The organism is Dysgonomonas sp. 511 (assembly GCF_010501105.1).
Taxonomy (GTDB): domain Bacteria; phylum Bacteroidota; class Bacteroidia; order Bacteroidales; family Dysgonomonadaceae; genus Dysgonomonas.
Map to the genome: position 1 here is coordinate 1 of NZ_QVMQ01000053.1, position 7,659 is coordinate 7,659.

The following is a 7,659-nucleotide window of genomic DNA, read 5'->3' on the forward strand; positions in this document are numbered from 1 at the left end:
TCCATAAACGTTACAAAGATAGAATTTTAAACATTTATAGAAGCTAAAGCCTTGTACTAAAGTACATAGTTTTAACTAGCGAACTTGAAAAATAAAGAAAAAATAAGTATCAAGGCTGATTTCTTAAAGTTTAAAGAAGATTTAGCAGGACAATATGAAGTCTATTTCGATGAAATCAGAAAAAAATATCAACAGGAACTTGATGCAGCACAAGATTTGTTGGAAGAAAAAGGACGGAATATTCAGGATTTACGGGTAAAAGAAGCTGAAACGAAACACAAACCGTTTCTTCTGTCGGAAATTAATACTTGCAAACAGGAGGCGGACAAGTGGAAAGAAAAAATCCGTTTGGCAGAAAACATCCGAACGAAAGCGGAAGGAGAAATCGGAACACTTCAGAAACAATGGGAGTTGGAAACAAAAAGTTGTCATTTGGAGTATGATGCCTCAAAAGAAAAAGTAGAAGAAAAGCTGGAAAAACTGAACCGAAAAATTTCTGCTATCGACAAAAAATTGGAAGATTGCAAAGACTCGTTTTATGAGTGGCTCAACAAAGAATACCCTGAATGGGAAAATACCATTGGTAAAGTGATTGACGAGGATATTCTCTTTCATGGTGGGCTAAGTCCCCAAAAAGTGCAAGGTGCTGATTTGGAATTTTACGGGATTCGTCTGGATTTATCCGAAATCGAACGGGAGGTAAAAACCGTATCGGATTATGAAGTCGAAAAGGATAATCTGAAACAAGAGATTGCAGCAAACAAAACGCTACAAAACGAATTAAACAAAACGCAGTTAATCAATTTAGAGAAAATCAAGCAGAAATACAATCCTAAGATCAGAACGCTGAAAGAGACGATAAATACGAACAAAATATTAGTCGAACAGGGAAAACTGAAACAGGAAGAGTCAGAAATAAAGCTTGTCGATTGGCAGCGAAAAGCCGAGGAAGAAAAGGCAACTGCTTTGCAACAATTGACTCTTGCTATCAATCAGTTAATAGAAGAAAAACGTAAATCAGAAGAGAATTTGCGTAAAATAAAAGAAGATATAGAAAAGAAGTTAGATAAAAAGCACAAAGAAAAAACGAAGAAAATTCAGGAAGAAGAAGACGCTGTCCGACAAAAAACAAAATGCATAGAAGAAGCCATTCGCCAAAATGAATCGGTATTCCAAACCAAATTCACAGAAGCGAAGGCAAAGCAACAAAGCGAGTTATTAGGAAAAGGCGTTGATACCAAGCGATTGGCTACTATTGACATGTCCTTGGCTCAAATTGGCGAAGAATTGAAATACATCGAAGAAAATCGTGATACGGTATCCGATTATCAAAAAGATAAACGTGAACTTTTCGACAAAACGGATGATTTCAATACAAAGAAGCAATTATTGGAGAGTCAGCTACAAACGGAAGCCGACAAATACAAACTGCAAAAAGAAAAAATCAAACATGAAATAACAGAAATAGACGACCTTATCGCTCTTCTTGGAAAAAATATTGAAAAACTGCAAACTGACCTTCAGAATGTTGAAAATTTCAAATTGACCGATTGCTGGACATTCGTAGAAGGACAAACAAAACAGGAAAAGACCGACAAAAATTGTTCGGAATTAATTAATTTCATGTATGTTAACAACAATACGACCATTAAACGATATGAAGACCTAAAAGAGTCTATCAACCGTTTTCTTGGCAATTTCAAAGAAGACAATATATTCAACTTTAAAACTCATTTGATTGAGAGTGAAGAATTTGTCCGATTTGCAGAAGAGTTGCAAGAATTTATTGAAGAAGATAAAATTGAGACATTCAAGCAGCGTGTCAATCAACTTTATACCGATATTATACGGCAAATTGGAAAAGAAACGACGGAACTCATTTCTCGTTCGGGTGATATTCAGCGGATTATTAAAAATATCAATGATGACTTTGTCGAACGAATTTTTACAGGCGTTATCAAAAGTATTGAACTGCGAGTTGTTGATAGTGGAAACAAAGTGGTGCAATGGATGATGCAGATAAAGAAATTCAATGATGAACATTCGTTTGAAATCGGCGAAGACAATCTCTTCAGCTCAAGTAACCGAGAAAGTCTGAACCGAAAATCAGTAGAACTGCTGAAATTGCTTGTGCGAGAAATCGGCATCTACAAAGAAGATAAAATAACCCTGTCCGATTCGTTCGAACTGCAATTCAAAATTGTGGAAAACGACAACGATAGCGGTTGGGTGGAAAAACTATCAAATGTTGGTTCCGACGGAACGGATGTGTTGGTAAAAGCTATGATAAACATTATGCTGTTGAATGTATTCAAAGAGCATGCTTCGAAGCGATTCAACGACTTCAAATTACATTGCATGATGGACGAAATTGGAAAATTACATCCGACCAACATCAAGGGGATATTGGATTTTGCCAATAGCCGGAATATCTTACTGATAAACAGTTCACCAACATCATACAATGCCACCGATTACAAATACACATACAAATTAGGCAAAGACACGCGAAGCGTGACGACTGTGCATCGTTTAATCAAAAAAATAAGCTGAGATGCTGAGATTAGGTCTTGCCAAAAAACTTCTGCGTTTACTTGAGGGCGAAAAAATGCCTTCAAGTCAGATGAAATATCCTGAAGTAAAAGAACTACTTGCGGAAAACATTCTGACCGAAATTCGGCAAGGACGAATGAAAAGCGTTTATCAATTGCGTAATCCTCAAAGTTTTTATACATACTTATCTAATCGCTTTGGGATACATGATTTATATGTATATGTTGATGCATTGAAAAAAGAAGAAATAACAAAATCTGAACTTGTCCTTGCTTCATCCGATTCAAAAGCCCGTACAGTAAGAAGCTTCAAAGGCTTTCTGATAAATAGTTATGAGCCAATTTCAGCCACATTGAACAATGAACAGATTGTTATTCACCCTGCATCCGGAACATTTCAGTTTATCTACGACTTTGAGACTTTTACGATTGATAAAGGCGTAACGGTTGTCGGAGTTGAGAATGCCGAAAACTTTAGACAGATAGAAAAACAGCATTATTTGTTTGAACATATAAAACCACTTTTCGTGAGCCGTTATCCGCAGAATCAATACAAAGATTTAATTCGCTGGTTACAAATTATTGACAATCCATATCTGCACTTCGGAGATTTTGATTTGGCAGGAGTCCGGATTTTCCTTTTTGAATATTTCCAGCATTTAGGGGATAAGGCGCATTTCTTTATCCCGCCAAATATAGAATCTTTGATTGAAAAATACGGTAATTCAAAAAGATATAATAATCAAATTACTCATTTTGACACCAAAGAAATTACTAACGAAAAACTACTTGAGTTAGTCAGGATAATACATTCATATAAAAAAGGGTTAGATCAAGAAGCCTTAATAAGGTAGATGTCGGTTAATAATTTGTGAGAAAGCTCCTACTTATTTGACTCACAATTTTCAGCTAACCTGACCACGTTCTCTGAAGACCAATAAGCCTCCTCAATTACCCTATTTCTATTCTCCACTGGCAAATTCATAAAATCAATAATATGATCTTCTTGGGGGAAATAGGACTGACAATAAACTGGCGTAACCCCTTCCGGCACAATTCCGATATAATCAGTTCCGGACACCATTGCCAGAATCTCTTTAGCATCCCATAGTTTAAACGGAATATTGTTTTTATACAGAGCTATGGCAAACCGAACGGTTTCAGCAACTCGGCTACTGCTTTTCCCAGCAAGAGATAACTGCCAACCATTTCCCCTCTTATTTACATACAATGAAATATGCGTAGAATTTCCACCTCGGCAAACTTCCCATGGATGGCCGAATTGCCATTCGCGTTTATCGAACCATTCTTTGAAAGCTTTTGGGGAGTTAATATCAAGTTCAGTAAGCACAAAATCTCTTCCATCAGCAAATTTACGATATAAATCAGGCAAGGATAGATTTGCATCGTACGAATAACCATTCGCGTCATATCCCAGCTTGCAACAATTAAAAAAGAAGCCGGAGGTCATTTTATCAGATGTAATAAGCATGTCATCACCTTCTGATAACTCTACTATTGCTTTTAGCGTATCAATATCATCTTTAGTTAGTCCTTTCAACATCCACTCTTTTTCTTCTGGGTCAATATCCCAATATTGTTGGCGGAGGATGCGCCCTGTACGTTTTGTATATGGGAGATGCTGATTGGTATATTCATTATATCCGGCTGTATCTTTTTTGAGCCAGTCAAGACACTTATCAACAGTTTGTTCGAGCCATGAAATAAGCTGGGTGTTGAGTGATTCAGTAGAGTAAGGTTCTTCCTTTTTTATATGCAGAGTGAGCCTATTGTCAACAAAGAAGAAATACTCCCCGTTATAGTGAGTAACAGAAAAGAGATACCATTTAATTAGATCAGGATACTCTTCTTTCCATATCTTTTCGAAGTCATCTCTGTTTTCCACTATCTCATTTTCCAAATAATCATCGTAATCGCCAAAATCCTCGATAGAGCCATGATCAGTGGTAAGCCAAAGCTCTCTGCGTTCGTCATTTCCACAAATAGCAACACATTGCATCTTCTCTAATATACATAACAAAACTTCCTTATCCGTCTGACTCAATAAATCAGGGCAAGATTGAGCCTTAGTAATAAGTCCATCAAGTATTGGTGCGGAGATAGTATTCATGATAATAATTCTTATTCTGCAAAGTTACATTTTTCTAATTTGAAAGACTTTGGTGAAGAGGTTTGTTTATCACAAGAATTTTATTTTATTTCCAAAACGCACTATACTTGCAGCATAATAGAAACAAAATAGAAAAAGACTTTTCTGGAATTTAAGGGTCAAAGATAACCTGATGTTCGGATACGAGTTGAAACCAATGGCAGACAGTCGTACCATACAGTTTGCTACACCCGAAAAAGCATTGCTTGATTTGCTGTATCTTTATCCGTTTATAGTGGACAGGAGTTGGAAGAATTACGCTTAGACGAGGATTATCTGAATGACGATTTGAACAAAGATTTGTTGATGGACTATTGCGATAAGTTCCAAAGTAAAGCCCTTCTCTGTAGAATGAAATTGCTTTTTAAGACATACCAACTTTAAATTAGAAGAAAAAAACCATCAAATCGTCTTGTTTGCAAGACGAAAATGTACTATATTTGTCCTGTTGACAAGACGGAATAATTATGAATAAAAACATACTGAAAACAGTTATTGTAGACAATCAGATAGAAGTGCCTAAATACAAGGTAATTCCAAGAGATTTCATCTTTGAAGAATTTGGTAATTACGTTTTTGTGGGTATTCGAAGAGCTGGAAAGTCTTTCTTGCTCTATCAACGAATGCAGCAGTTACTTGCGCAAGGCGTACAGTGGGATGAGATGCTATATGTTAATTTTGAGGATGAACGTCTGGTTGGTATGTCTTTGGAAGATTTGAATTTGCTTTTAGAAGTCCATTTAGAGATGTATGGAAAGAAGCCGATACTTTTTCTTGATGAGATACAGAACATTATCGGTTGGGAAAAATTCGCCCGCCGTATGGCTGATACCAAACATCGGGTTTATATTACCGGAAGTAATGCCAAAATGTTAAGTCAGGATATCCAGACCATTCTTGGGGGACGTTACATTCCCATAGATGTTTTTCCATATAATTTCAAGGAATTTCTGACTGCAAATGAAATCAAGTTCAATGAAGAATCTTTGCTTTCAACGGAAGGGAAGGCTGAAGTTCTAAGAAAATTCAATGATTATTTTTATTTCGGAGGATTCCCAGAGAGTGCAGAATTCACTGCCAAACGAGATTATTTGACAAGTGTTTATCAAAAAATATATTTGGGAGATATTGCTACCCGTCATTCAGTAGACAACACGTTTGCCTTGCGTATCATGTTCAAAAAACTGGCCGAAAGCGTAAAACAGCCTGTGTCATTTTCTAGAGTAACCAACATCGTGTCATCGACCGGAGCGAAAGTAGGCAAAACGACTATAATCAACTATATAGAATATGCAAAAGATGCTTGGCTGATTTCTTCGCTACAAAATATAGCAGGCAAGCTGGTTGAAAAGGAAACGAATCCAAAGTATTATTTTACTGACAATGGTATTCTGAATCTTTTCTTATTGGATGGAAATACTTCGTTATTGGAAAATTTGATAGCTATTAACCTGTTGCGTAAATATGGACGCAATGATGCGGTTTTTTTCTACAATAAAGGAGTTGAAGTAGATTTTTATATCCCTGATGAAGCTATTGCTATTCAAGCGTGTTATGACCTTGACAATAGCGATGGTACATTTGATAGAGAGGTTGAAGCATTATTGAAACTTCCGAGTGTGTTAGAGTGTAAAAAGTTGATGATTATCACCCGCGATACCGAACGGATGTTGGAAATAGATGGTAACACAATTGAAGTTATTCCTGCATGGAAATGGCTTCTAAATTTATAATAATTTGTACCTTTGTACAAGCACCATGCTCATAGCGAGCAGAACGATGAAAAATAATCGTGTGCTAAATCGTGTGGGATTCCAAATTTAAGAAAACATAAAAGGTTGACTATCAATAGAGATACAATAACAGTTCTCTTTCTGGTGGCACCACTTTTAGAGAAAGCAAAAAGAAGTAAACTCCTGATATTCAACGAATATCGGGAGTTTTCATTTTTACCCACTACGCAAAAAACAGCAAATTTCGACCTACTCTGGTGGAGCAAAAGGTGGAGCAAACTCAGGAGATATTTATCTCCACCTTTTGACCTTAATTGGCATTGACTGTCAGCCTGTTGCGTAGCGAAACTCTCTCCACTTTTCCATAATTTTGTATCACTTAAAACAAGTAGAAAAATGATGGAAAGAAATTCATTTAGTGTTTTGTTTTTCTTAAAGAAAACAAAACTATTGAAGAATGGTGAAGCCTCTGTATGTATGAGAATTACGGTTAATAATGTTCGTTCTGAAACGAATATCCGTAAAAGTATTAGTCCCTCCCTGTGGAATCAGGCGAAAGAATGTTCCCGCGGTAAAGACCGCAAATCAAACGACCTAAACAAGTTTATTGAAGAAGCCCGAATCAAGTTGTATAATATTCATGCTGATTTAAAACAGGAAGGCTTACCTATTACAGCAATAATACTCCGTGATAAATTCTTTGGACTGGAAGAAAAGGAAGCCCCAAGAACACTTATAGCTACTATTCAGGAGCATAACGACCAATGTCGGCAATTAGTAGGCAAAGACTTCGCTTTAATAACTGTACGTCGCTACGAAAGTTGTAAACGCTATTTGGCAGAACTTATAAAAATTAAGTTTGACAAAGAAGATATGCCACTTAAAGATGTGAACGGAGAATTTATCAGAGCTTTCGAGTTCTATCTGAAAACAGAAAAAGACTGTGCGCAAAACACAGTTATCCGCTATATGAAGTGCCTGAAAAAGATTACAAATCGTTCTATCGCTAACGAATGGATAAACAAAGACCCATTTGCAGGTATTAAATTCCATGAGAAAGAAGTACATCGTGAGTTTCTAACTTGGGATGAACTTCAAATATTGGTAACTTAACGACTATGGATTGAAAATCCATAGGTTAAATTACGAATAAAATTCGTGTGAGTGTCGACTATAAGTCGATTGAAAAACAAAAACTAAAGTT

Annotated in this window: 5 protein-coding genes and 1 pseudogene; 5 read left to right on the plus strand and 1 reads right to left on the minus strand. The window is 36.3% G+C overall.

Annotated features, from left to right (window positions below; all coding sequences use genetic code 11):
• The first annotated feature begins 84 nt into the window (after nucleotides 1-84).
• Nucleotides 85-2,553 carry an ATP-binding protein gene (locus D0T57_RS14790; protein WP_163274253.1) on the plus strand — a complete coding sequence of 823 codons (2,469 nt, stop codon included), beginning with the start codon at nucleotides 85-87 and terminating at the stop codon, nucleotides 2,551-2,553.
• Between the two features lies 1 nt (nucleotide 2,554).
• Nucleotides 2,555-3,406, plus strand: a complete 852-nt coding sequence (locus D0T57_RS14795) for a hypothetical protein (RefSeq protein ID WP_163274254.1) — start codon at nucleotides 2,555-2,557, stop codon at nucleotides 3,404-3,406.
• Between the two features lie 29 nt (nucleotides 3,407-3,435).
• Here D0T57_RS14795 and D0T57_RS14800 read toward each other — a convergent pair whose 3' ends face one another.
• Nucleotides 3,436-4,683, minus strand: coding sequence for a hypothetical protein (locus tag D0T57_RS14800; protein WP_163274255.1), 1,248 nt, complete (start codon nucleotides 4,681-4,683; stop codon nucleotides 3,436-3,438).
• A gap of 172 nt (nucleotides 4,684-4,855) precedes the next feature.
• Here D0T57_RS14800 and D0T57_RS15940 point away from each other — a divergent pair, with 172 nt between their 5' ends.
• From D0T57_RS15940 to D0T57_RS14815, 3 genes and pseudogenes are all read left to right on the plus strand, one after another.
• Nucleotides 4,856-4,987, plus strand: coding sequence for a hypothetical protein (locus tag D0T57_RS15940; protein ID WP_255490626.1), 132 nt, complete (start codon nucleotides 4,856-4,858; stop codon nucleotides 4,985-4,987).
• Between the two features lie 202 nt (nucleotides 4,988-5,189).
• Nucleotides 5,190-6,455, plus strand: a complete 1,266-nt coding sequence (locus tag D0T57_RS14810) for an ATP-binding protein (RefSeq protein ID WP_163274256.1) — start codon at nucleotides 5,190-5,192, stop codon at nucleotides 6,453-6,455.
• A 399-nt stretch (nucleotides 6,456-6,854) separates the two neighbouring features.
• Nucleotides 6,855-7,550, plus strand: a pseudogene (locus D0T57_RS14815) (phage integrase SAM-like domain and Arm DNA-binding domain-containing protein); the annotation flags it as partial.
• Between the last annotated feature and the right edge of the window lie 109 nt (nucleotides 7,551-7,659).

Excerpts from the sequence above, each read along its gene's own strand:
- D0T57_RS14795 (WP_163274254.1), top strand. The coding sequence starts at position 2,555 with ATGCTGAGATTAGGTCTTGCCAAAAAACTTCTGCGTTTACTTGAGGGC.
- D0T57_RS14800 (WP_163274255.1), bottom strand. The coding sequence starts at position 4,683 with ATGAATACTATCTCCGCACCAATACTTGATGGACTTATTACTAAGGCT.
- D0T57_RS15940 (WP_255490626.1), top strand. The coding sequence starts at position 4,856 with ATGTTCGGATACGAGTTGAAACCAATGGCAGACAGTCGTACCATACAG.
- D0T57_RS14810 (WP_163274256.1), top strand. The coding sequence starts at position 5,190 with ATGAATAAAAACATACTGAAAACAGTTATTGTAGACAATCAGATAGAA.